1 protein-coding gene is annotated in these 914 nt (G+C 23.0%); it reads left to right on the forward strand.

The annotated features are described in order from the left end of the window. Nucleotides 1-370: 370 nt before the first annotated feature. Nucleotides 371-914, forward strand: a 544-nt coding sequence (locus tag HMPREF1984_RS01880; protein WP_021766175.1) for an AAA family ATPase, incomplete at its 3' end; no start/stop codon positions are given.

Raw genomic sequence — 914 nt, forward strand, 5'->3', positions numbered from 1 at the left:
AAAATTTCTAATATTGAAGATATAAATTTTGACAGTGGTAATATAATTATTAAATTAAAAAGTTTACAGAATGATTTATATTTGAAACTGTCATAAAAGACAAGGCTGATAATAAAATATATAATTTAAAACGTGAAATAGATATATTATTTGTGGAGCAGGGAAAAATCAGAAGATGGACTTTTGACCATTAATATTATTTCTTAAAATATATTTGATAAGTCAAAAAATTAAATTATAAATAAAAATTACATTTTTTAAAATTAAAAGGAATTGTCACAGGGTATTTAAAAGACTTTATTTTAAATATCAGGTTGTGGTATACTTAATATATTGAAATTTATAAAAAAATAAAAGAGGGAGTGACTTTATGAGAAAAAAAGCTGTTCCTGTAGGAATTGAAGATTTTGAAAGAATAATAAATGAAGATTATTATTATGTAGATAAAACGATGCTAATAGAGGAATTGCTGATAAACAGGGCTCCTGTAACACTTTTTACAAGACCACGGAGATTTGGGAAAACATTGAATATGTCAATGATTAAATCTTTTTTTGATATAAAAAATAAAGAAGAAAATAAAAAGCTCTTTGAAAATTTGAAAATATCTAATAGTGAATATACGAGTGAACAGGGGAAATATCCAGTAATTTTTATTTCACTGAAGGATTTGAAAGGAAACAGTTGGGAAGAAAATTTTATATTAATAAAAAAATATATAAAAAACATATACATGGAGTTTTATAATTTAAAAGATAAATTGAATCCTATTTTTAAAAATGATTTTGAAAAGATAGTTATGGAAAAAGAAGATGCTGATTGGCTTTATGCTCTTAAAAACTTATCAAATTATCTGTATGAATATTACGGAGAAAAAGCCATAATTTTAATTGATGAATATGATGCTCCAATAA

It is taken from the genome of Leptotrichia sp. oral taxon 215 str. W9775, assembly GCF_000469505.1.
In the GTDB taxonomy this organism is placed as follows: domain Bacteria; phylum Fusobacteriota; class Fusobacteriia; order Fusobacteriales; family Leptotrichiaceae; genus Leptotrichia_A.